The 20,815-nt window shown below is 72.7% G+C and carries 18 protein-coding genes; 9 read left to right on the top strand and 9 right to left on the bottom strand.

Annotated elements, in window-relative coordinates:
• The first annotated feature begins 90 nt into the window (after positions 1-90).
• Positions 91-1,299 carry a cysteine desulfurase-like protein gene (locus ACZ4TO_RS32430; protein ID WP_382778789.1) on the top strand — a complete coding sequence of 403 codons (1,209 nt, stop codon included), beginning with the start codon at positions 91-93 and terminating at the stop codon, positions 1,297-1,299.
• A 19-nt stretch (positions 1,300-1,318) separates the two neighbouring features.
• Here the strand turns inward: ACZ4TO_RS32430 and ACZ4TO_RS32425 are convergent, their stop codons facing one another.
• The 5 genes from ACZ4TO_RS32425 to ACZ4TO_RS32405 form a co-directional block, all read right to left on the bottom strand.
• Positions 1,319-2,482 carry a MerR family transcriptional regulator gene (locus tag ACZ4TO_RS32425; protein ID WP_468026152.1) on the bottom strand — a complete coding sequence of 388 codons (1,164 nt, stop codon included), beginning with the start codon at positions 2,480-2,482 and terminating at the stop codon, positions 1,319-1,321.
• Between the two features lie 231 nt (positions 2,483-2,713).
• Positions 2,714-4,741, bottom strand: a complete 2,028-nt coding sequence (locus tag ACZ4TO_RS32420) for an ATP-binding protein (protein ID WP_468026112.1) — start codon at positions 4,739-4,741, stop codon at positions 2,714-2,716.
• A 98-nt stretch (positions 4,742-4,839) separates the two neighbouring features.
• Positions 4,840-5,727 (bottom strand): oxygenase MpaB family protein, encoded by an 888-nt coding sequence (locus tag ACZ4TO_RS32415; protein ID WP_451076242.1) that lies wholly within the window; start codon positions 5,725-5,727, stop codon positions 4,840-4,842.
• A 139-nt stretch (positions 5,728-5,866) separates the two neighbouring features.
• Positions 5,867-6,817, bottom strand: a complete 951-nt coding sequence (locus ACZ4TO_RS32410) for an ornithine cyclodeaminase family protein (protein ID WP_468026111.1) — start codon at positions 6,815-6,817, stop codon at positions 5,867-5,869.
• Positions 6,814-7,659: an IclR family transcriptional regulator gene (locus ACZ4TO_RS32405; protein WP_468026110.1), complete on the bottom strand. Its 846-nt coding sequence runs from the start codon at positions 7,657-7,659 to the stop codon at positions 6,814-6,816. Before ACZ4TO_RS32405 ends, ACZ4TO_RS32410 begins: the two co-directional genes overlap by 4 nt.
• A 163-nt stretch (positions 7,660-7,822) precedes the next feature.
• Here ACZ4TO_RS32405 and ACZ4TO_RS32400 point away from each other — a divergent pair, with 163 nt between their 5' ends.
• The 4 genes from ACZ4TO_RS32400 to ACZ4TO_RS32385 all read left to right on the top strand — a co-directional run bounded on the left by ACZ4TO_RS32400 (position 7,823) and on the right by ACZ4TO_RS32385 (position 12,324).
• On the top strand, positions 7,823-9,244 hold the full coding sequence (locus tag ACZ4TO_RS32400; protein ID WP_468026109.1) for an amidohydrolase family protein: 1,422 nt from the start codon (positions 7,823-7,825) through the stop codon (positions 9,242-9,244).
• Positions 9,241-10,308 (top strand): dipeptidase, encoded by a 1,068-nt coding sequence (locus tag ACZ4TO_RS32395; RefSeq protein ID WP_385044754.1) that lies wholly within the window; start codon positions 9,241-9,243, stop codon positions 10,306-10,308. The genes ACZ4TO_RS32400 and ACZ4TO_RS32395 overlap by 4 nt, the downstream gene beginning before the upstream one ends.
• Positions 10,309-10,490: 182 nt before the next feature.
• Complete coding sequence (locus ACZ4TO_RS32390; RefSeq protein WP_468026108.1) at positions 10,491-11,840, top strand: transaminase; 1,350 nt, start codon at positions 10,491-10,493, stop codon at positions 11,838-11,840.
• 43 nt (positions 11,841-11,883) lie between these two features.
• Positions 11,884-12,324: an Lrp/AsnC family transcriptional regulator gene (locus ACZ4TO_RS32385; RefSeq protein WP_328664593.1), complete on the top strand. Its 441-nt coding sequence runs from the start codon at positions 11,884-11,886 to the stop codon at positions 12,322-12,324.
• 341 nt (positions 12,325-12,665) lie between these two features.
• On the opposite strand, the gene ACZ4TO_RS32380 is transcribed toward ACZ4TO_RS32385, so the two are convergent.
• Both ACZ4TO_RS32380 and ACZ4TO_RS32375 read right to left on the bottom strand, forming a co-directional pair.
• On the bottom strand, positions 12,666-13,214 hold the full coding sequence (locus ACZ4TO_RS32380) for a GNAT family N-acetyltransferase (RefSeq protein ID WP_468026107.1): 549 nt from the start codon (positions 13,212-13,214) through the stop codon (positions 12,666-12,668).
• A gap of 179 nt (positions 13,215-13,393) precedes the next feature.
• Positions 13,394-15,667: an FUSC family protein gene (locus ACZ4TO_RS32375; protein ID WP_468026106.1), complete on the bottom strand. Its 2,274-nt coding sequence runs from the start codon at positions 15,665-15,667 to the stop codon at positions 13,394-13,396.
• A 152-nt stretch (positions 15,668-15,819) separates the two neighbouring features.
• Here ACZ4TO_RS32375 and ACZ4TO_RS32370 point away from each other — a divergent pair, with 152 nt between their 5' ends.
• A complete protein-coding gene (locus tag ACZ4TO_RS32370) occupies positions 15,820-16,449 on the top strand; it encodes a GNAT family N-acetyltransferase (protein ID WP_385044767.1) in 630 nt (209 codons plus the stop codon).
• A 57-nt stretch (positions 16,450-16,506) separates the two neighbouring features.
• Here the strand turns inward: ACZ4TO_RS32370 and ACZ4TO_RS32365 are convergent, their stop codons facing one another.
• Positions 16,507-17,961: an MFS transporter gene (locus ACZ4TO_RS32365; protein ID WP_468026105.1), complete on the bottom strand. Its 1,455-nt coding sequence runs from the start codon at positions 17,959-17,961 to the stop codon at positions 16,507-16,509.
• Positions 17,962-18,146: 185 nt separating this feature from the next.
• Here ACZ4TO_RS32365 and ACZ4TO_RS32360 point away from each other — a divergent pair, with 185 nt between their 5' ends.
• Positions 18,147-18,602, top strand: a complete 456-nt coding sequence (locus ACZ4TO_RS32360; protein ID WP_468026104.1) for a MarR family winged helix-turn-helix transcriptional regulator — start codon at positions 18,147-18,149, stop codon at positions 18,600-18,602.
• A 152-nt stretch (positions 18,603-18,754) separates the two neighbouring features.
• On the top strand, positions 18,755-19,318 hold the full coding sequence (locus tag ACZ4TO_RS32355; protein WP_468026103.1) for a 3'-5' exonuclease: 564 nt from the start codon (positions 18,755-18,757) through the stop codon (positions 19,316-19,318).
• A gap of 138 nt (positions 19,319-19,456) precedes the next feature.
• On the opposite strand, the gene ACZ4TO_RS32350 is transcribed toward ACZ4TO_RS32355, so the two are convergent.
• Positions 19,457-20,050, bottom strand: a complete 594-nt coding sequence (locus tag ACZ4TO_RS32350; protein ID WP_385044774.1) for a DinB family protein — start codon at positions 20,048-20,050, stop codon at positions 19,457-19,459.
• A 230-nt stretch (positions 20,051-20,280) separates the two neighbouring features.
• Between ACZ4TO_RS32350 and ACZ4TO_RS32345 the strand changes: the two genes are divergently transcribed.
• Positions 20,281-20,655, top strand: a complete 375-nt coding sequence (locus ACZ4TO_RS32345; protein WP_382778775.1) for a VOC family protein — start codon at positions 20,281-20,283, stop codon at positions 20,653-20,655.
• Positions 20,656-20,815: the final 160 nt, after the last annotated feature.

The raw sequence follows: 20,815 nt of genomic DNA, 5'->3' as shown, positions 1-20,815 counted from the left end.
CGGGCCCGTCCGGTCACGGGCTCCCCGCCCGCCGGACCCCCTTCCGGGCCGGCCGGAGCGGGCCCGCGACGCAGCCAGTGAGGAGCCCGAGTGACGTACGACGTCGGCGCGCTGCGTGCCGAGATCCCCGCCCTGCTGTCCGGTGTCGCGCATTTCGACGGGCCCGGCGGCACCCAAACCCCGGCCCGGGTGGCCGGGGCGATCGCGGACGCGCTCACCGGACCGCTGTCGATCCGGGGACGCCTGACGCCGGGAGAGGTGAACGCCGAGAACCTGGTCCAGGGGTTCCGGCAGGCCGTGGCCGACCTGGTGGGCGGTCACCCGTCCGGAGTCGTCTTCGGCCGCAGCGCCACCCAGCTCACGTACGACGTCGCCCGGACGCTCGCGAAGGACTGGGCCCCCGGCGACGAGGTCGTCGTCAGCCGTCTGGACCACGACGCGAACATCCGGCCCTGGCTCCAGGCGGCCGAACAGGCCGGCGCCCACGTGCGCTGGGCCGACTTCGACCCGGAGTCGGCCGAACTCCCGCCCTCGGCCGTGGGCGCGCTGCTGACCGAGCGCACCCGGCTGGTCGCGGTGACCGCCGCCTCGAACCTCACCGGGACCGTGCCCGACGTCGCCGGGATCGCCCGTCTGGTCCACCGTCACCCGCGGGCACTGCTCCACGTCGACGGGGTGCACTACGCGGCGCACACCTTCGTGGACGTCACGCGGCTCGGCGCCGACTTCTTCGTGTGCTCGCCGTACAAATTCCTCGGCCCGCACCACGGGGTCCTCGCCGCCGCCCCGGAGCTGCTGGAGCGACTGCACCCGGACAAACTGCTGCCGTCCACCGACACCGTGCCCGAAAGGTTCGAACTGGGCACACTGCCCTACGAGTTGCTCGCCGGCACCATCGCCGCCATCGACCTCCTCGCCGGACTCGCGGGCGGGACGGCGGGCGCCCGCCGGGACCGTCTGCGCACGGCCTTCGCGGCGATCGGGCGGCACGAGGAGGCGCTGCGCGAGCGGTTGGAGGCGGGCCTGGCCGAGCTGTCCGGCGTCACGGTCCGCTCCCGGGCGGCCGAGCGCACGCCCACCCTGCTGCTGACGTTCGACGGCCGGAAGGCGGCCGACGCCTCCGTGTTCCTGGCGGGCCGCGGGGTGCACGCGCCCGCCGGATCGTTCTACGCGCTGGAGGCGTCCCGGCACCTCGGCCTCGGGGACACCGGAGGTCTGCGCGTCGGGCTGTCGCCGTACAACGACGCGGACGACGTCGACCGGCTGCTGGAGGGGCTGGCGGCCTTCCTGCGGTCGTAGGCGCGGGGACGGTTTCCCGTCAGGCGAGCGCCGGCGGCTCCGTCGTCGGGTCGTCCGGGGCGGTGATCAGGCGGAGCGCCTCGGCGAGGTGACGCGGACGCAGGAGCCCGGGGCCGGGCTCGGTGTTCCAGCCCGGCCCGCTCAGCAGGACCCGGCTCCGGGTCCGTGCTCCCCGTACGCCCCAGCGCGTGGCGGCGACGTGCCGGGCCAGCGGCAGGTTCGCCGTGGACCACGACTGGGACCACAGGACGACCACCGGGGGACCGACGCGCTGCACCGCCGCGACGAGTGCCTCGGGAGGGACGGAGCCGCCCAGGGTCACGGCGGGTACGCCCCGTTGCGCGAGTGCCGCGTTGAGCGCCTCCAGAGGCAGGGTGTGCTGTTCGCCCGGAACGCAGGCCAGCAGGACGGGCGAGGCCGTGGCGGGCTGTGCCTGTCCCGCCGCGGACACGTAGGCGTGTCGCAGGGTGGCGGAGACGTGCCAGGTCAGCAGGTGCTCGACCTCGACGTAACGGTCCCCCGAGGACTCCCACTTGCGGCCCACCGCCCGCAGGGCGGGCACCATCACGTCCTCCCAGGCCCGGTCCAGACCGTGCGTGCGGACCGCCGCCGCCAGCCGTTCCTGGACGGCGGGGGCGTCCAGCCGGACGGCCGCATGCGCGAGACCCCGGCTGTCCTGGGCCGCGTCCCCCGAGTCCGGACCGGCGTCCGGCATCCCGGTGCCGGAGGGCTCGGCCTGTGACGGCCCGGCGCCCGATGTCGATCCAGGAGTGCCCGGGCCCGCCGCCGTCCGCTCCGGAGCCCGGTCGCCGGTCCGCGCGGGGGCGGCGGCCCGCGTGCCGGTGGCGGCCCGCGTACGGTCCGCGGTCCGCGTACGGGCGGTGGTTCCCTTGCGCGCCGCCAGGGCCGGCGACGCGGCGACCCGGTCGCGAGCCGCCTCCTTCGCCGCACGGGCGGCCTCGGCAGGGGGCAGACCGGCGGCTGTCAGGCGGCACATCTCCTGGACCATGGCCACGTCGTCGGGCGTCCAGCGGCGGTGACGGCCGTCGGCCCGCACCGCGGGTCCCAGACCGTACCGCCGGTCCCAGGAGCGCAACGTCGTGGGCGACACGCCGAGTCTGCGCGCCAGGAAACCGGTGGTCACCCCCACTCCGGCGGTCTCCGCCTCGTCTCCGGCGCTCAGTTCCACGGCTCGGCTCCGGGGAGGACGCGGGACGGCGCTCCGTCGGCGGTGCCCCACCCGGAGGCGGGCGGGCCCGGTGCGCGGTGGCAGCGGTTCATGACGGGCCTCGCCTCGATTCCGGAGCCGCCCTGGACCCGGCCGGTCCACCGGGCTCACCCCTGCTTCCGGCCGGGAAGGCCCCCCGGATGCAGCGGACGGGCCCGCCGTGACACCGGCGCCGCCCCACCCTCCTCAGGACCTCCCGCGGGGGCCGTCGAGGAGGTGGTGCAGGATCGTCTCGGGGTCGCTGAGCGCCGAGTGCAGCAGGGCCTGTTCGTAGCGGTCGTCGCCGAGGAGGGAGCGGGCCGTGTCCTCGTAGCGTGCGCGCACCGGGCCCAGTTCGGGGGTGCCGCGCTGCGGATGGCCGACCGCGCTCCAGTACGTCTCCCCGGCGGCGTACGCGGCCACCGCGCGTTCGCCCGCGCCCTGGGCGGCCAGGGCGGAGGCCAGCAGGTCCAGGCCGAGCGCGATGCCGAAGCTGTCCCCGATGTGCCGCTTGCCGTCCAGCATCGACAGGGCGTGGGCGGTGGCGTCCTCCGCGCGGTCCTCGAACAGCGCGATGAGCGAGAGCTGGTAGTCGGTGTACGAGCGCGTCCACCACTCACCCCGGGCGACGCAGCCGTGCCGCAGTTCCTCCGCCGCCCGGCGCGCCTCGTCCAGCAGCCCCTCCGCGGTGAGCGCGAACACCCGGACCAGGTGGCACAGCACGTGCCCCGCGGAGGCGAACGCCGTCCCGCCGGCTTCCCGCAGGACGCCCTCGACCTCGTGTCTGGCCGCCATGGGCCGCCCTTGAAGCAGATGGGTCAGGCCCAGGAGATAGGCGGCGTGCAGGGTTCCGCCGAGGTCCTCCTGGAGCGCCGCGCGGTCCCGGCAGAACACCGCGAGCTGTGCCGCCTGTTCGTGTTCGCCGCGCAGGACACGGGTGACGCCCAGCGCCCACAGGGCCTTCGTCCTGACCGGTCCGGACGCGGCGGACAGGGCCAGCGCGTCCTCCAGATACGCCGCCGCCTCTCTGAGATGTCCGCAGCAGCTCCACGGGAAGGCGAGCAGGCCGGTCAGTTCGAGGGCGTCGTCGGGTCGTGCGGAGAGGAGGTGGTCGAGCGCCGCGCACAGATCGGCGTGCGCCGAGCGGAGCCGTTCGTACCACCAGGCCTGCCGGTCTCCCAGCCAGCCTGCGTGGGCCTCGCGGGCGAGTGCCAGGAAGTGCGCGGCGTGCCGGTCCGCCGACTCCCGGCTCTCGCCCACCTGGTCGAGCCACATGCGCCCGTACTCCCGGACGGTGTCGAGCATCCGGTGGTCGGAACCGGCGTGCGACACCACCGACTTCCTCACCAGGCCTGTCAGCGCCCGGTCGACGTCGTTCACGGGGAGCGGGCCCCCGCCGCACACGAGGCGCACCGTCGTCGCGTCCACCGGCTCCCGGAACACCGACATCCGTGCCCACAGAAGGCGTTCGGCGGGCGCGCACAGTTCGTGGCTCCAGCCGATCGTCGTCCGTACCGCCCGGTGGCGGGGCGGTCCGGGGAGCGGTCCGTCCGCCGTGATGTCCAGGCGCCGGCCGAGCTCCAGCTCGACCTCCTCGACCGTACGGTGGGCGAGCTGTCCGGCGATGAGCTCCACGGCCAGCGGCATGCCTTCGAGCCGCTCGCACAGCCGGGCCGCGGTCACCAGGTCCGCGGGGGAGGACAGCGGGGTGCCCGCCGCGGCCGCGCGCAGGCGGAACATCTCCACGGCGTCCGTGGCCGGAGGCAACGGCTCGACCGCGACGACGAGTTCACCGGGGACACCCAGCGGCTCCCGGCTCGTCGCGAGGACGGTCAGGCGCGGGCAGGCCTCGGTGAGGCGGGCGACCAGTCGGCGGCAGTGGGCGACCAGATGCTCGCAGGAGTCCAGGACGAGCAGGGCGTCCCGGTCGGCCAGCCACCCGGTCAGGGAGTCGAGCGCCTGGTCGGTGGTGTGGTCCGCGAAGTCCACCGCGTCGGCCACGGTCGCGACGAGCAGCCGGTCGTCCCGCAACGGCCACAGGTCGGCCCACGCCACCCCGCGGTCCGCCGAGCGCAGCGCCCGGTCGGCGGCCTCCAGCGCCAGCCGGCTCTTGCCCACGCCACCGGCCCCGGTGAGGGTCACGACACGCTCCTCGCACAACGCGTCGTCCAGGTGGGCGAGTTCGCCCAGGCGACCGACGAAGCCGGGAGGAACGGCCGGCAGATTTCTCAGCACACGCACAGTCTTTCGGCCTCGACGTCCGCTGTGTGCCGACTTCGCCGAGTCGATACCGCGTTCGTGGGGCGAGGGGAGCGCGCCAGGGCGTGCGCCCCTCAGGCGACCCCCCGCACGGTTCGGGCGCGCTGCGGCGCCATCGCCCAGCGCACGGCCGCCGTGAAGGCGCTGCCGAGCGGACGTACGCACACGCTGTCCACCAACGGCATTCGTGGCAGCCGGAGTTCGGCGGCGGCCCAGGGCGGCAGCAGGGACACCGCGTTCGCGGCGAGCACCCCGTACGGCAGGCGGGCCACGAGCGGTACCGGCGGGTTCAGCAGCAGGAACCGCGCGGCGTCCCGTGCCTGCGGCGTCGCCCGCAGCTCGCCGCGGTACACGGCCAGCCGTTCCGCGAGCTCGGCGACGGTCGTGGGCGGGTCGAGGACGCCCAGCGCGGCGGCGACGCGGGCCGTGTCCGCCACATAGGCGTCGCGGCCGGCCGCGGACAGCGGCCGCGCTCCGTACCGCTGATGCGCGCGCAGGAAGCTGTCGACCTCGGCGACGTGGACCCAGCCCAGGAGGTGGGGATCCGCCGCGTGGTACTTCTGCCCGTCCGGGGTCACCCCGCGCACCCGCTCATGGACCGCCCGTACCCGCTCGCAGGCGTCCTGGGCGCTCTCGGCCGTCCCGTACGTCGTCACCGCGAGGAAGGTGCTGGTGCGCTGGAGTCTTCCCCACGGGTCGCCGCGGAAGCCCGAGTGCGCGGAGACGGCGGCCATGGCGAGCGGGTGCAGGGACTGGAGCAGCAGCGCGGACAGGCCGCCGATGAACATCGACGCGTCCCCGTGCACGGCGCGGATGGGGCGGTCCGGGCCGAACCAGCGGGGGCCGGGCGTGCCGTGGATACGGGCGCGGTTCTTCGGTCCCTCAGGGCCCGCGACCCGGGAGAACAGCGCGCTGCCCAGCCGCTCCCGTACTCCGTGGCCGTCCGTTCCGGTCGCTCTCATGGGGCGTCGGTCTCCCTTCGCGTCCTGTTCCGCCGGGCCCGCGGTCCGTTCCGGACCGGCGGAAAGGCGGAAGCACCTTCAGCATGGTCGAACCGGGGGAGGAAAGTCCACGGGGTCGCGCCGGACGGCCGACCCCGCCTCACATGGCGACGCGGGTGCCCCACGCCTCCGCGCGGGCGACGGTGTACGCGACGTGGGCCGCCGCGACGTCCAGGGCGGCGTGGCCGGTCGACTTGAACAGGGTGAGTTCGTCGTCCGCGCGCCGGCCGGAGTGGTCGCCGCCGAGGACCTGGCCGAGGAGCGTCACGGTCCGCCCGGGCGGGAGGTCCTGCAGTTCGTGGGCGCCGGACGGAGGCCGGGTCGTGGCCGCGCCGTGCCACTCGGCGAAGAGGGTGGCGTCCCGGACCGTGTCCGGGTCCAGTTCGGGCCCGTGGGAGCCGCCCACCGAGCTGACGTGGGTGCCGGGGGCGAGCCAGGCGCGACGGATCACCGGGCGGACGGCGCCGGTGCAGCAGAACACCGTGCCGGCCCCTCGTACCGCCTCCTCGACGCTCCCCGCCACCCGGCCGGCCGGGTGGAGCGCGGCGGCGCTCCCGGCCCGTCCGGGATCGCGGCCCGCGACGACGACGGGGGTCTCGGGGTCCAGGGCCGCGAGCAGCGCGATCTGGGCGCGCGCCTGGGCGCCCGTTCCGACGACGGCGACCTCGCCGGCGTCCGGACGGGCCAGCGCGCGTGCGCTCAGGGTGGCGGTCGCCGCGGTACGGATCTCGGTCAGCGGTTCCGCGTCCATCAGGGCCAGCGGGCGGCCGTCCGTCTCGTCGAAGAGCGCGACGATCCCCCGGTGACTGCTGCGGCCCGGCCGCTTCGGGTCGGCGAACACGGAGACCAGCTTGGCCGCGAGCCCGAGACCGGGCACATGACCGGGCATCGCGCCGAGCAGCCCGTGCGGGGTGTGGGCGGCGATCCGCGGCGGTACGGAGACCTCGTCGCGGCCGATGGCGACGAGGGCCGTGGTCAAGGCGTCCAGGACGCGCCGCGGTTCGAGTGCGGCGCGCGTCCGCGCCCCGTCGAGGAAGAGGATCTCGCTCATGCCGGGCCTTCGGTGGTCTCGGTGGTTCCGGTGACCGCGGTGGTCTCGGTGGTGTGGCTGGTGCGGGTGGTTCCGCTGGGTCCGGGGGCCTCGGCGGTCTCGGTGCCGGAGAGGATGCGGGCCAGTTCGTCCGTCGCCTCCCGCAGGTGTTCGCGCAGGCCGGGCAGCCGGGCCTCGTCGAAGTCCGGACCGAGGCCGACCAGCGTGAGGGCGCAGACCGGCTCGCCCGGCCGGGTGACCACGGCGCGGGCGAGTGAGGCGACGGGCTGTTCGTTGCGCCCGTACTCGACGGCGAATCCCGTGCGTTCGGCCTCCTCGACGTCCGCCAGCAGCCCCTCGGGTCCGTCCAGCGGGTGCCCGGACTCCTGCGCGGCGCGCAGATAGGGGCCGCGTCGGTCCGGGTCGAGGGCGGCGACCAGGGCGAGCGGGCCGGCGAACCGGTGGACGGGCAGGGCCTGGCCGTCCAGGCTGCTGATCATCGCCAGCCGGTCGGGCCGTACGACGTCGATGACGCGGGACCGGTCGACCTCGGGCACCTGGAGGTTGACCATCAGGCCGGTGCGCTCGGACAGCGCCGCGAGAACCGGTCCGGCGAGGGCGCCGAGCGAGTTCCGGGCCGCCGAGGACGACAGTCGCAGGACCGCCGTGCCCGGCAGATAGCGGTCGCCGGCGCGCAGCACCCAGCCGCGCCTGACCAGGTCGACGAGCACGCGGTAGGCGGTCGCGCGATGCAGCCCGACCTCCTCGGCCAGGTCGGTGAGACGCGGCGGCCGGGACGCGCGGGCCACGGCCTCGACGAGGTCCAGGGCCTTGTCCACCGCGCTGCGGGGTGCCTCGGTCAATTCCGGCCCCTCCTTGTGACGTCGTGAGATGTGAGCGTACGGTAGCGCATGTTGCGAGAGACGATACGTCTGTTACGTAGAGCGTAACAAGATCCATCAAGCGGCCCATAGGTCCGGACGGCGGCGACCGCCGGGCCCGGGCACGGCGACTACTGAGGTGAAGATGACGGACGAGACTTCGGGCGCACCGGCCCCGCACGCGCCCGCGGTGAAGGGCTCCGTCGCGGTGTACCGCGGCGCGACACTGTTCGACGGGACCGGCGCTCCGGCCCGGAAGTCGACGTCGATCGTGATCGACGGCCAGACCATCCGTGCCGTCGGCGACGACGCCGTGATCGCCGAGAACCTGCCCGCGGACGCCCGGGTCTTCGACCTCGACGGCCGTTTCGTCATCCCCGGTCTGATCGACGCCCACCAGCACATCGCGACCCCGCCCGACCGGCCCCTGGCCGAGGCGGTGCTGCGCCGGCTCGTCCACAGCGGCGTCACGGCCATCCGTGACATGGCCGACGACTTGCGTCAGGTGGGCGACATCGCGAGGGCGACGCTCGTCGGCGAGATCCCCGGCCCGGACATCCGCTACGCCGCCCTGATGGCGGGCCCCGGCTTCTTCGACGACCCGCGCACCCACCAGGTGTCGCAGGGCGAGACGCCCGGCGCCGTGCCGTGGATGCAGGCGATCACGAAGGACACCGACCTGCCGATCGCCGTCGCCCTGGCGCGCGGCACCCATGCCTCCGCGATCAAGGTGTACGCGGATCTCGACCGGGACACCGTCGCCGCGATCACCGCGGAGGCGCACCGCCAGGGCATCCCCGTCTGGGCCCACGCCACCGTCTTCCCCGCCTCGCCCGGCGAGATCGTCGAGGCCGGCGCGGACGCCGTCTCGCATGTCACCCTGCTCGCCTTCGAGGGCACGGACGAGCCCCTGACCAGCTACAAGACCAAGCCGAAGGTCGACTACGAGCGGTTCGCCGCCGGGGACGACCCCCGTGTCGAGGAGCTCTTCGCCCTGATGCGGCAGCGGGGTACGGTCCTCGACGCGACCGCGGGCATGTGGGCGAGCGAGGCCCTCGCGGGCGAGGGGCCCGAGGACGCCGCGCGCGCGGCGGCCAACACCGACCTCGCCGCCGTGCTCACCGCGCAGGCCCACCGCGCCGGTGTCGACATCGCGACCGGCACCGACTACGAGACCGACGCCGGGGACCCCTTCCCCGCGCTGTACGACGAGCTGGCGTTCCTCGTCGAGCGCTGCGGGATGTCGCCCGCGCAGGTGCTGCGCTCGGCCACGCTGATCGGCGCCCGGAGCGCCGGGGCCGAGGACGTCATGGGCACCGTCGAAGCGGGCAAGCTCGCCAACTTCGTCGTCCTGGAGGACGATCCGCTGCGGGACATCGCGAACCTGCGCAGCGTCACGCTGACCGTCAAGCGCGGCCGTCGCTTCGAGCGCCGGGACTTCGACGGCAGCGCCCCCGACGCCGGACTGCCGGCGGCCGCCCAGGGCCCCGGGTCCGAGGAGCCCGCCGCCCCCGCAGACGTCACCCGCCCCGCCGACGTGACCCACCCCGCCGAGGAGACCCGATGACCGGCCTTCCCATGATCGTCAACGCGCTCGGGCAGCTCGACAACCCGAACGCACCGCAGTCGGCCGAGGCCGCCGCGCAGCTCAACCCGTCCAGCGAGCAGATGAGCGTCGACGCCCGCACGCTGGCCGACGCCCATGCCTCGGGCCTCACCGCCGTCAACATCACCCTCGGCTACACGATGGGGGACCTGCCGCCGTACGAGCACACGCTGCACGAGATCGCGGTCTGGGACGGGATCATCCGGGACAACGCGGCCGACCTCCTGAAGGTCCGTACGGTCGCGGACATCCACCGGGCCAGGCAGGAGCGCCGGATCGGCGTCATCTACGGCTTCCAGAACGCCGTGGCGGTCGGCGACGACGTCGAGCGCGTCGCCACGTTCGCCGATCTCGGCGTCCGGGTCGTCCAGCTCACGTACAACCAGGCCAATCACATCGGTGACGGGTCCATGGCACCGGAGAACCGGGGGCTGACCGACTTCGGCCGCAGCGTCGTGGAGGCCCTCGACGAGCACCACCTGATGGTCGACCTCTCCCACAGCGGCGAGCGGACCTGCCTGGAGGCCGCCAAGTCGGCGCGCCTTCCCGTGTCGATCAACCACACCGGCTGCCGCGCGCTCGCCGACCTCCCCCGCAACAAGACGGACGAGGAACTGCGCCTGGTCGCCTCGCGCGGCGGTTTCGTGGGCATCTACTTCATGCCCTTCCTCAACCTGTCGGGCCACGCCACGGCCGCCGACGTGGTGGAGCACATCGTCCACGCCGTCAACGTGTGCGGCGAGGACGCCGTCGGCATCGGCACCGACGGGACCGTGACGTCCATCGACGACCTCGACACCTACCGCGCGCATCTCGCCGAGCACGTGGCACTGCGGCGCCAGGCGGGTGTCGGCGCGGCGGGCGAGCGCGACGACACGCTCCCCTTCGTGCTGGAGCTGAGCGGAGTGGACCAGTTCCGGGAGCTCGTCCGCCTTCTGGAGCAGCGCGGTTACACCTCGGAACGCATCGAGAAGATCCTCGGCAGGAACTTCGTCGACTACGCCGACCGGGTGTGGGTCCCGTAGGCCTTCGGGTCGCGCCGAGTGTTCTGACGGTGCTCGACGCTCGATTCAGTCGTCTCGTCGACTGAATCGAGCGTCTGCTCTTGCTTCCACACCGTTTGCGTTCGTACGCTGGCCGAAACCGCTCGTCGAACGTGTTCGCCGACCGAACACGGCGACCGAGTCGACCGACAGAGGAGCCCTCGATGGACCGCACTCGCCTGCAACAGCTCCTCGCGCGTGAGAGCGCCGAGGCCGAGCGCCGAAACCCCCGGTCCAGGGCCGCGTACGAGGGCGCCGAGCATCTTTTCGGCAGAGTCCCCATGACCTGGATGAACAAGACGGCCGGGGCCTTCCCGCGCTATCTGGACAGCGCCCGCGGAGCCCGCGTCACCGACATCGACGGCCACGAGTACATCGACTTCTGTCTCGGCGACACCGGCGCGATGGCCGGCCACTCGCCCGAGGTGGTCGCCGAGGCGGTGCGGACCAGGTTCGCCGAGAGCGGCGGCGCGACCGCGATGCTGCCCACCGAGGACGCGGAGTGGGTGGGCGCCGAACTGACCCGCCGCTTCGGACTCGCCCGCTGGAGCTTCTCGCTCACGGCGACCGACGCCAACCGCTGGTCCATCCGCCTGGCCCGGGCGGTCACCGGCCGCCCGAAGATCCTGGTGAACAGCTACAGCTACCACGGCAGCGTCGACGAGTCGCTCATCGTCGTCGGCCCGGACGGGCGGGGCGAGGCCCGCCCCGGAAACGTCGGCGCCCCCTGCGACGTGACTCTCACCAGCCGGGTCGCGGAGTTCAACGACCTGGAGCAACTGGAACGCGAGCTCGCCCACGGCGACGTCGCCGCCGTCCTCATGGAGCCCGCGCTCACCAACATCGGCATCGTGCTGCCCGAGCCGGGCTATCTGGAAGGCGTCCGCGAGCTGACGCGCCGGTACGGAACGCTGCTCATCAACGACGAGACGCACACCTTCTCCGCCGGGCCCGGTGGCTGCACCGCCGCCTGGAACCTGGAGCCGGACATGCTCACCATCGGCAAGGCGATCGGCGGAGGGATCCCGGCGGGGGCCTACGGCCTCTCGGCCGAACTCGCCGACACACTGCTGGGCCGCGCCGATCTGGACCTGATCGACATGGGAGGCGTCGGCGGCACCCTCGCCGGAAACGCCCTGTCCACGGCGGCGACCCGGGCCACCCTGGAACACGTCCTCACCGACGCCGCGTTCGACGCGATGGCGAAGCTCTCCGAACGCTTCGAGGCCGGTGTGCGGGCGGGTATCGACGCCTGGGGTCTGCCGTGGTCGGTGAGCCGGCTCGGAGCCCGTACGGAATACCGGTTCGCCGACCCGGCGCCGCGCACCGGAACGGAATCGGCCGCGGCGGCCGACACCGAGCTGGAGGACTTCCTCCACCTGTACCTCGCCAACCGGGGCATCCTGCTCACCCCGTTCCACAACATGGCGCTCATGTGCCCGGCGACCACCGAACAGGACGTGGACCGCCACACCGAGGTCTTCGCCGCCGCCCTGGCCGAACTGGCCGGCTGAGCGCCGCCGATGGACTCGGACCCGCCGGCCGGAGAGGAACAGCGTGGACGAGATCGACCGGGCCATCCTGCGTGAGCTGCAGATCGACGGCCGTATCGCCTATGCCGAACTCGGCCCCAAGGTAGGGCTGTCCGCCTCTGCGGCCCGCCAGCGTCTGCAACGCCTGCTCGACTCACAGGCGGTCCAGGTCGTCGGCGTCACCGATCCGATGGGCATGGGCGGACAGGCGATGGCCCTGCTCGGCATCGCCGTGGACGGCGATCCGCGAGCGGTCGCCGACGCGCTCGCCGAACGGGCCGAGGTCGTCTACCAGGTGCTGACCTCGGGTGGCTTCGACCTGTTCGCCGAGGTCGTCTGTCCCGGGCCGCGGGATCTGCTCGACTTCGTCAACGACGTCGTACGGCAGATCGAGGGCGTCCGGCAGGTGCAGTCGTTCCCCTACTTCGGCATCCACACGCACCGGTTCCTCTGGAACGTGGGCTGAGCCGCCCCCTACGACAGCCACACCGTCGCCGGGGTTTCCAAGGTCTCGCCGACCGACTCGACGACCTGCCGAGGCGGCTTGAACAGGGCCCGCCGAAACGCCGTTGTTCGCCCTTGCGGTCGGCTGCGGCACCTGGAGGTCCAGCAGGGTCTCGCGCCCATCGGCTCCTCTGGCTTCCGGTCAGCGCGAAGGCGACAGGCAGGCCTTGGATGGTGCACGCCGGGTGGTAAACCCGAGCGCGGCCTGCATCATGGCGAGGGCGTCCAGGTCGTTCGTCACACAATGATCTCGGTGGCCCGTGTCCGAGCGTCCGCGGACAGCGCCGAAGACCAACGACGCCGTCATGCGGGGTTCGCCCATTCCTCGCGGAGCATCCCGAAGAGCACGCTGTCGTAGCGCTTCCCGTCCAGCAGCACGGCCGACCGGCGGCGACCCTCCTCAAGGAAACCCAGCCTGGTGAAGGCGCGCACGGCGCGCTCGTTGCCGCTCCAGGTGTCCAGCTCCAGCCGGCTCAGGCCATACGAGCCGAACAGGTGGTCCACGAGCAGCCGCAGCGCGTCACTGCCGTGGCCACGGCCCCAGAACTCCCGCTCGCCGATGGTCACTCCGAGCGTGGCCACCCCGACGTACGGGTCCAAGTCCCGGTAATCGGCCATGCCGATCACGCTTCCGTTCACCAGGTCCTCGACCGTGAACACGGCCGACTCCCTCGGATTCAGACGCAGCATGGTCTCGAAGCCGAGATCGATCGCCTCCGCCGTGACCGGGCCGAAACACGGATCGCCGGCCGTGGCCCAGCGCACCACTTCCGGATCGTTGCGCCACCGAAGGTGATGCTCCGCATCTTCGGTGCGCAGCGCACGCAGCCTCACCAACTTGCCTTCGAACATTGCGCCACTGTAATCGTTCGCACAACCGCCGAAGCCGGCGGAGCCCGGCCCGGCCGCCCTTCACGCGTCTCCGTCAATCAGTCCTGAGGCAGCACCGCCGCCCCTTGAAATTGATCAACCAGGTCTGTCCGACACTTCGCGTAGTCGCCCTCCGGGCAGACGGGAAGTGCCAGACAGGCCTAGCGCGCCGCGCTCCGGGCCGGCTTCTTGGCGGGTGTGGAGATCCGCACCCCCAGGGGGCGGGCCAGACCGATCACGCCTTCGTCGAGACGTTGCAGATGGCGCAGCACGCGTCCCGTGACGCGGTCGTGCCGGGGCGAGTCCGGTGTGTCCGGCTCCAGCATGGCGGCGAGGCTGGCCCCGGTCTCCGCGACCCCGTCCCCGGCGTCCGCCGCCACCCGGGCGACGAGGATGTCGATGTTGTGGCTGATCCGGCGGCCCGCCAGTTTGAGCCGGGGATCCGCGGCCACCGAGCTGCTGTAGGGGAGCAGTTCGGCCGTCGCGGCGAGGGACCGCGCGTGATAGGCGCACGTCTCCAGCAGGGCGACGATGTAGCGGGCGGTCTGACGGCGCGCCCGCCACGGAGTGATGGGGTGGGTCAGCGGTTTGGTGGAGGCCCGGAGTTTGTCCAGGGCCACGTCCAGTTCACGGGCCTTGCCGAGCAGATCGAGGGCGAAACCGCCGCTGAGCTGCTCCACAGCCGCACCGCTGACGTCCCCGAGCCGTACCAGCACGGCGGCGAGCAGCTCGTCCGTGCGGCGGTCGGTCTGCACCGGAAGGACCACGATGGCCGCGACCATCCCGCAGATCGCGCCGAGCGCCGTCTCCTCGATCCGCAGGACGAGCACCGCCGGACTGTAGGTGTTGAGCACCGTGTACAGCAGCCCCAGCATCGCCGTCACGAAGAAGGACATGAGGACGTACGACACCGGGGCGGTGAAGTACATGGCGAAGATGAACACCAGGACCAGGGTGAACGCGGTCCAGGTGTGGCCGCCCACCACGCCTGCCAGGAGGACACCGGCGACCACGCCGAGGACCGTCCCCAGCAGCCGGCGATAGCCCTTCACCAGGATCTCCCCGGTCGAGGAGGTGTTCAGGAAGACGACCCAGCACGTCAGCACGGCCCAGTACCACCGCTGCGGGGAGAGCAGTTCGCCGCCGGCGATGGCCAGGGTCGAGCCGACCGAGACCTGTACCGCCGCCCGGGTCGTCGGCCGGTCCAGACCCGTGGGGTGCGGCTCCTCCTCCTCGCCCTCCTCGGCCGCGATGGAGGCGTCCTCGGCGTCCAGCTCCTCGCGGGAACGTTTCGTCTCGGGGGAGTCGTCGGATTCGTCCTGGGGGCCGTCCAGCGCCAGCCGCAGTCCGAGGGCCGCCCGCGTCGCCTCGCCGATGCCGCGGAAGACGTCCTGCACGGGCGCCGGGGCGTGCGGCAGGTTGTCCTCGTCCCGGTAGCCGAGCAGCCGGTTGCGGAGCTGGGCCACTCCGGCGCCGCGCTCGCCCGAGACCGGGCCCGCGACGAGTACCTGGAGCGCTTCGAGGTCGCGGTGCAGCGTCGCGAGGGTGTCGTCCTGCTTCCGGAGCCGGTCCGCCGCCGCGGGCAGTGGAGCGTGCGGCAGGTGCAGGGCGAGCGTGTCGGGCTGTTCGGCGCTGCGCGCGGTGAGGATGAGGATCCCGAGCCGTTCCGCGGCGATCTCGGCCTCGGCGACGCGCCGCTGGAGCAGTGAGGCGGTCGCGCCGTCGGCGGTGCCCTCGTCCAGGCGGTCCTGGATCATCATCGCGCTCTCGTGCAGCCGCGCGGTGTGCAGCCGTACGTCGTCCAGGGCCTTCTCGACGTCGTCGGGACCGGCGTCGAGAAGATCGATCTGGACGGACACCAACTGGGCCACGCGGGCCCGGAACGCCTTGCGCAGCCGTTTCAGGACCCGCTCGGTCGTCTCGGCGATCACGGCGAAGCGGACCAGGGCACTGCACAAGAACCCGATGGCCAGCGTCGCCCAGAGTTCGGGAAGGGAGGAGTAGGTCGCTCCGCCGAACAGGGACAGGAAGTAGATCTGGAACGCGATCAGCCCGAGCGCCGTGCCGCGGTCCCCGTATCTGCGGCAGTAGACCGCGGCGAAGATCAGGGCGACGAAGCAGGCGTCGCTCGCGAACGTGTGACCGCGCAGCAGCGCCCCGAGCGACATGGCCGTGAGGGCCACGGGCAGACCGAGCGCCAGGGTGACGGCCTGTTCGCCGCGGTGCTTCTCCTTGATGGAGAACGTGGCGACCATGGCGGTCATCGCCCCGGTCACCATGCGGCTGGGGCCGGCCCCCATCATGGCGAGGACGGCGAGGGTGAGGGCGATCGCGCCGACGGTCCGCAGCCCGGCCATGAGCCGCAGCAGCCCCGGGTCGGATGCCACGAACCGGTTCCAGAGCGCCGCTCGGTTCGGCCGAGTCACTGTCCTCACGCTGCCGTCGTTCCCTGCTCCCAGGTCGTGATCCGGTACTTCAGCATGGCACCATGCGGCGTCCCGTGCCGGATGGTGACCGGGCGGATCGCCTCGCGGAGGACGTGACAACCCTCTTGTGGGAGCGCTCCCACGCGAGGCAGGATGCCGCCATGACCCCTGTGCCGACCATTCGCCCCTACCGGCCCGCCGACCGCGCCGCCGTCGCGGAGGTGTGCGTGAGCACCGCCGACCTCGGCGGGGACTCGCGTGCCCTGTACCCCGACGAGGAGCTGATGCCGGCGCTCTTCGCGGCGCCCTACTGTCATCTGGATCCCGGCCTGGCCTTCGTCCTCGACGACGGAAACGGCCGGGCCGTCGGCTACGTGGTCGGCACCGGAGACACCGCGGACTTCGCCGCCCGGTTCCGCGCCGAATGGATCCCCCTGGTCGCGCACCGCTATCCCGAACCCACGACCCCGCCTCGCACGCCCGCCGAGGAGATGGTCGGGCTCCTGCACACTCCCGAGCGCATGGTCCTGCCCGAACTCGCCGCCTATCCGGCCCACCTGCACATCGACCTGCTGCCGGACTTCCAGCGGCGCGGCCATGGAAGGACGCTGATGAACACCTTCCTCGCCGCACTGCACGACCGCGGGGTGCCGGCGGTCCACCTGGGCATGGTCACCGCGAACAGACCGGCCAGGGCGTTCTACGACCGTGTCGGCTTCCACGAGATCCCCGTCGGGGACCCGGGGCCGCTCACCTACCTGGGCAGGGCGACGGCGGTGGCGGAGACGTGAACGCACCGGTCCCGGCGGACAGGAGCCGCCGGGACCGGTGCGGGGAGTGCCTGAGCCTCAGCGCGTGACCGCGGCCGCCTCCGGCGCGGCCGTGGGGCCTGCCTTGTCGTCTCCGGCGGCGGCGCGCGCGGCCGGGATCACGGCGGCGATGGCCGCGGCCACCAGGGCGACACAGCCACCGACGACGAGGCCGGTGCGGAAACCGTCCTCGGAGGTGAAGGTGTAGCCGCCCATGGTGGTCGTCATCTGGGCGAGGGTGACGCCGACGACGGCCGATCCGACCGAGGTGCCCAGCGAGCGCATCAGCGTGTTGAAGCCGTTGGCCGCGGCGGTCTCGGAGAGCGGGACCGAGCTCATGATCAGGGCCGGCATCGAACCGTAGGCGAGGCCGACACCGCTGCTGGTGACCATGAGGGTCAGCATGAGGCCCCAGGCCGAGCCCATGAGGACCAGCGACAGCCCGTAGCCGAGGGCGACGACGAGGACACCGCAGACCAGCGTGAACTTCGGGCCGCGGGCGTCCGTCAGCTTCCCGCCGAGCGGGGAGACGATCATCATCATGATGCCGCCGGGCGCCATCCACAGGCCCGCCGCGAGCATCGACTGGCCCAGGCCGTAGCCGGTGGCCTCGGGGAACTGGAGCAGCTGCGGGATGATCAGCATGCTCGCGTACATGCTGAAGCCGACGAAGATCGAGGCGACGTTGGTGAGCAGGACCCGGGGGCGGGCGGTGGTGCGCAGGTCGACCAGCGGGTCCTGGGTGCGCAGCTCCCAGGCTCCCCAGGCGATCAGGACCACGACGGCGGCGGCGAACAGCCCGAGCGTCGTCGCGGAACCCCAGCCCCAGTCGGCGCCCTTGGAGACGCCGAGGAGCAGACAGACCAGGCCGGCGCCGAGGCCGAGCGCGCCGAGGACGTCGAAGCGCTGACCCCTGGCGCTGGCCGGCACGTCCGGGACGAGGAACCAGATCAGCGTTCCGATCGCCAGGGCCAGCGCGGCGGAGCCCCAGAAGAGGACGCGCCAGTTCGTGTACTGGGCGACCGCGGCGGCGATGGGCAGGCCGAGGCCGCCGCCGATGCCCATGGAGGCGCTGACCAGCGCGATGGAGGAGCTCAGCTTCTCCGTCGGCACCACGTCGCGCAGCAGGGCGATGCCGAGCGGCACGATGCCCATGCCCATGCCCTGCAGACCTCGTCCGACGATCATCGGGACGACGGACGAGGAGAGCGCGCACACGACCGAGCCCACCGCGAGCGGGACGGAACAGGCGAGCAGCATCCGTCGCTTGCCCAGCAGGTCGCCCAGCCGGCCGGAGACCGGGACGCAGACGGCCGCGACGAGCAGGGTGACGGTGATGACCCACGCGGAGTTCGCGGGCGTGGTGTGCAGGATCTGGGGCAGCTCGGCGATGAGCGGAGTGACCAGCGTCTGCATGATCGCCGCCACGGTGCCGGCGAAGGCGAGCGTGGCGACCACGCCGCCCGCTCGGGCGGAAGGCTGGGGGGCGTCCATGAGGGACTCCTCGGGGATGTGTCTGAGGGCAAGGGATGTGCATCGTACATGCCTTATGCATCACGCATGTGATGTGGTTCATGCATGTGATGTGGCCCCTGCATGTGGGTGTGGGAGCATGGAGCCGGGCCGCACCGATGTGCGCGGGACGCGCGGCCCAGGTGACAGCGGGAGGCGGCAGGCGGATGGACAGGCCCACACACGAGGTCGAGTACGAGCAGATGCTGCTCAGCCGCCACGGATGGATGAACCACCGGGGCGGCCGCACCAAGGACGGTGTCCTGGAGCGCAGCGCGTACATCCTCCTCAGCCGGATCCGGATCCAAGGGCCCATGTCGATCGGTGAGTTGAGCGACGCCTTCGGGCTCGACGCCTCCACCCTCAACCGGCAGACCGCGGCGGCCATGCGTGCCGGGCTCGTCGAGCGCATCCCCGACCCCGACGGGGGGATGGCGCGCAAGTTCCGCATCACCGGCGAAGGGTCCCGGCTCCTCGATCAGGAGCGGCAGGGGCTCATCGACTCCTTGGACCGCGTCATGGCCGACTGGCCCGAGGAGGACATCGCCGCGTTCGCCTCCTACCTGCGGCGCTTCAACACGGACATCGAGCGCATCGGCGGCCGCCCCTGGCCGCGCCCCTGACCCGCCGCGCCCTCACCGTCGTCCTCTGATCCGCCGTCCCCACCCGTGACCGGGGCCCGGCCGGTGCCGTGCCGGAGCCTCGTGGCGAACCGCCCGCGCCGCAGCGGAAAACCCGGCGACGCGGGGCCGGGTCGCGTTCTAGGCTCGCCCGCATGAAAAGTACGGGGGGACTGCTGAACGTCGTCGATGTCGAGGCGACCTGCTGGGAGGGGGAGCCTCCGCCGGGAGCGGTCAGCGAGATCATCGAGATCGGGCTGACCGTCGTCGACCTGGACCAGGGCGTCCGGGTGGCCAAGCACCGCCTTCTGGTCCGGCCCGCGCGGTCGGTGGTGAGCGCGTTCTGCACCGAACTCACCGGACTGACACAGGGCGAGGTCGAGGAGGGGCTCGAATTCGCCGACGCGTGCCGCCAGTTGGCGGCGCTGCACGGTGCGGGGGAGCGGCCGTGGGCGAGTTGGGGTGACTACGACCGCCATCAGTTCACCCGTCAGTGCGCCGCCACGGCGACTCCGTACCCCTTCGGGCGACGGCACACCAACGCCAAGGCGGTCTTCACCGACGCGCACGGGCTGCGGAAGCGGCCCGGGATGGCGCAGGCCCTGCGCCTGGCCGAACTGCCCCTGGAGGGACGGCACCACCGGGGCGAGGACGACGCGTGGAACATCGCCGCGCTGGTCCTGGACCTGGCGGGACGCGGGGCCTGGCCGGGCGTCTGACGGTCACCCGGTCTCGGTGCGGCGGATCGCGGGCTGGGGGGGGCGCTCGGGTGACCCGGAGGTCGTCGGGGCGGACCGCCCCCCGGCGTTCGGCCGCATGGTCGCCCGAATCTCGGCCCGGCGGACGCGGCTTCGGCGTCAGTCGTCCTTGCCGGCGTCCCGGGCCGCCTGTTCCAGCCGGGCCCGATAGTCCTCCCACCACGCCGCGTCGCCCGGCATCAGGCTGTCGTTGTCCTCGTTCAACCCGGCCGAGCCGTCCATGAGTTCGCGGATGATGTCGGCGTGCCCGGCGTGCCGCTGGGTGTCGGCGATCACGCGGACCACCGCGTGATGCAACGTGACCTCGTTCTTGCCGGCGGGCCACCACGGCACGGTGCCGGTCGTCTCCAGCGGGAGTGCCTCGATCGTCGCGTCCGCGTGGGCCCAGGCCCGGTGGTAGAGCCCCACGACGAACTCGCGTGTCTCGTCGGCGGTGGCCCACATGTCGCCGTTCGTCTCGTGCGCGTTCTCCAGCCAGGGCAGCGGCTCGTCCGAAGGCCGTCCGAAGGTGTCGCCGAGGTAGCCCAGTTCCATGGTGGCCACGTGTTTGACGAGACCGAGGAGGTTGGTCCCGGTCGGGGTGAACGGGCGGCGGATGTCGTACTCCGAGAGACCGTCGAGCTTCCAGATCAGGGCGTCGCGAGCCGACTGCAGGTAGCGGTGAAGGTCGGCCTTGGCATCCGGTGAGGTCATGGCGACCAGTCTGCCGTTCCCGGGAGCGTTGTCGGGGCCGGTCCGATCAAGTACCGTCACCGGCGTGAACACCGGACCGGCGCCTCGCCACACACGGATCGGCAATCCGGTGGAGGGCTGATCGCGCGACGGGCGTGCCGAAGGCACCGACCCGGCCCGGCGCGTGGACCTCCCCGTGCTCGTGCACCGCGAGTCCGTCTCCCGTGTCGAGCACTGCTGAGGTCAGCCGTATGACAGTCACCTTCAACCACACCATCGTCGCAGCCAAGGACCGCCACGAGTCGGCGCGCTTCTTCCGGGAACTGCTGGAACTGCCGGAAGCGCCGTCCTGGGGGCCGTTCACCAACATCCAGCTCACGGACGGCGTGCTGTTGCAGTTCGCCGAGCCGCCGGTGGACATCCAGATGCAGCACTACGCGTTCCTGATCGACGACGAACTGTTCGACCGCGCGTACCGACGGCTCCGAGCCGACGGCGTCGAGCACTGGGCCGACCCGCAGATGCGGCGCCCGGGGGAGATCAACGACGAACACGGCGGCCGTGGCGTCTACTTCAAGGACCCGGCCGGCCACGCCATCGAGCTGATCACCCGCCCCTACCTGTAGCGGGGCGGCGCCCGGCCGGGACCGCGGGATGCGGCGCCCGGCCGGGCAGCCGGCCGAACCGGTGCTTGGGCGGCGGGCGTCGTGGTGCGACCTCCGAGGCGTGCGGGGCGCGGGACGCGGGCGTCAGGGCGCGGTAAGCGGAAGGCGCCGCGCGCCGGAG

This window comes from Streptomyces sp. NPDC028298 (genome assembly GCF_055565895.1).
This window is presented reverse-complemented; position numbering and strand designations above follow the sequence as displayed.

Excerpts from the sequence above, each read along its gene's own strand:
- ACZ4TO_RS32415 (WP_451076242.1), bottom strand. The coding sequence starts at position 5,727 with ATGAGAGCGACCGGAACGGACGGCCACGGAGTACGGGAGCGGCTGGGC.
- ACZ4TO_RS32410 (WP_468026111.1), bottom strand. The coding sequence starts at position 6,817 with ATGAGCGAGATCCTCTTCCTCGACGGGGCGCGGACGCGCGCCGCACTC.
- ACZ4TO_RS32400 (WP_468026109.1), top strand. The coding sequence starts at position 7,823 with ATGACGGACGAGACTTCGGGCGCACCGGCCCCGCACGCGCCCGCGGTG.
- ACZ4TO_RS32395 (WP_385044754.1), top strand. The coding sequence starts at position 9,241 with ATGACCGGCCTTCCCATGATCGTCAACGCGCTCGGGCAGCTCGACAAC.
- ACZ4TO_RS32390 (WP_468026108.1), top strand. The coding sequence starts at position 10,491 with ATGGACCGCACTCGCCTGCAACAGCTCCTCGCGCGTGAGAGCGCCGAG.
- ACZ4TO_RS32380 (WP_468026107.1), bottom strand. The coding sequence starts at position 13,214 with ATGTTCGAAGGCAAGTTGGTGAGGCTGCGTGCGCTGCGCACCGAAGAT.
- ACZ4TO_RS32370 (WP_385044767.1), top strand. The coding sequence starts at position 15,820 with ATGACCCCTGTGCCGACCATTCGCCCCTACCGGCCCGCCGACCGCGCC.
- ACZ4TO_RS32365 (WP_468026105.1), bottom strand. The coding sequence starts at position 17,961 with ATGGACGCCCCCCAGCCTTCCGCCCGAGCGGGCGGCGTGGTCGCCACG.
- ACZ4TO_RS32360 (WP_468026104.1), top strand. The coding sequence starts at position 18,147 with ATGGACAGGCCCACACACGAGGTCGAGTACGAGCAGATGCTGCTCAGC.
- ACZ4TO_RS32355 (WP_468026103.1), top strand. The coding sequence starts at position 18,755 with ATGAAAAGTACGGGGGGACTGCTGAACGTCGTCGATGTCGAGGCGACC.
- ACZ4TO_RS32350 (WP_385044774.1), bottom strand. The coding sequence starts at position 20,050 with ATGACCTCACCGGATGCCAAGGCCGACCTTCACCGCTACCTGCAGTCG.
- ACZ4TO_RS32345 (WP_382778775.1), top strand. The coding sequence starts at position 20,281 with ATGACAGTCACCTTCAACCACACCATCGTCGCAGCCAAGGACCGCCAC.